Here is a 1,534-nt window from a genome sequence, read left to right on the forward strand (position 1 = left end):
TGTCATGTCTGACCACATCGGTGACGGTGGTGTCTTGGGACATCGGTGACATGGGTGGGCAGGACGCCCCGCAGTGTGTGGGGCCGCTTCTCACAGTTCAAGGGCGCCCTGTCGGGCGTCGCCTGCGGCGAGGGTGCTGCGCGCCCCCCTTGAGCTGTGAGCCTCGGCGGCCCCGGGCCGGCGGGTGGGGGCAGGCGCAGGGCCTGCCCCGGGCGGGTGCGGGGTGTCCTGCCCGGTGTGTGGGGTGTCCTGCCCGGTGTGTGGGGTGGGTTCGAGGAGGGGTTGGGTGGGTTGGCGGTAGTAGCGCTGTTCGGGTAGCAGGGTGAGGGCGCGGACGGGGTGGCCGCCGTGGTCGAGCAGCAGCAGGCGGCGGCCGTAGCGCACGGCGGTCAGCGGGGTGCCGGCCAGTCGGGTGCCCAGCCCGATGGTGTGGCGGCCCAGGTAGACCACCCCGGCGGCGGTGACGGTGTGCTGGGTGAGGCTGACCCGGGCCGGTGCGCGGGTCGATGGCCCGATGGGTTGGTCGGGCGGGCCGGTGGGGGTGCGGGCGGCCCATGCCTCGGCCGGGGTGGCGCCGCGCAGGGCCCGGTGCGGGCGGCGGTGGTTGTAGAACTCGATGAACCAGTCCAGCTGGGTCTGCAGCTCGGCGAGGGTTTCCACCCGGGGTTGGGTGCGCAGCCAGCGTTTGAGGGTCTGGTGGAACCGTTCGATCTTGCCGCAGGTCTGCGGGTGGAACGGGCGGGCGTGCATCACCTGGATGCCCAGCGCGGCCAGCCCGGTGACGAACTCGCCGCTGCGGCGCACCCCACCGAAACACGGCCCGTTGTCCGACAGCACCCGGGCGGGCAGCCCCCACCGCTGCCCGGCGGCGTGCACCACGGTCTGGGCGGCGGTGCTGGTCGGGGCCGGGCAGGCGTGCGCGGCGACCACGACCCGGGAATGGTCGTCGAGCACATCCATCATCCAGGCCTCGGCGCCGTCGGCCAGTTCCCAGCGGGTGGCATCGATCTGCCAGCAGCCGTTCGGGTCGGGATAGGTGAACCGGGTGTAGCTGGACCGGGGCCGCTTGCGCGGCTGCGGGGTCACCAACCCGTTGCGCACCAACACCCGGTGGATGGTCGAGACCGCCGGGCAGGCCAACCCGGACCGGCGCAACTCATCGGCGATCGAGGCCGCGCCCCGCGGCGGATCCGGCCAGCCCTCGTCGGTGCGCAACCGGATGATCTCCAACTCCAGCGCCGGATCCACCGCCCCCGGACTCGAATGCGGGCGCCGCGACCGCGGCGCCAACCCCGCCGGCCCCTCGGCCAGATACCGGCGACGCAACCGGTAGTAGGTCTGCCGAGAGATCCCCAACTCCGCGCACAACGCGGTCACCGACACCGCATCACAACTACCGGCAAGCACCATCGCCAGCCGTGTCTCCATCGGGACAACCCTTCCGACCACGGCCGAACAGCCTCGACCACGACCAAGCAGCTGTCACCGATGTCCCGAGACATACCTGTCACCGATGTGTCCGGACTCGGCAGGG

1 protein-coding gene is annotated in these 1,534 nt (G+C 72.3%); it reads right to left on the minus strand.

What is annotated here, in order from left to right:
* Window positions 1-90: 90 nt before the first annotated feature.
* Window positions 91-1,428, minus strand: coding sequence for an IS481 family transposase (locus tag ACFPL3_RS41965; protein ID WP_343947319.1), 1,338 nt, complete (start codon window positions 1,426-1,428; stop codon window positions 91-93).
* Between the last annotated feature and the right edge of the window lie 106 nt (window positions 1,429-1,534).

Source organism: Pseudonocardia zijingensis, assembly GCF_042657305.1.
Taxonomy (GTDB): Bacteria; Actinomycetota; Actinomycetes; order Mycobacteriales; family Pseudonocardiaceae; genus Pseudonocardia; species Pseudonocardia zijingensis.

Coding starts and splice junctions, on each gene's coding strand:
- ACFPL3_RS41965 (WP_343947319.1), bottom strand. CDS start 1,428: ATGGAGACACGGCTGGCGATGGTGCTTGCCGGTAGTTGTGATGCGGTG.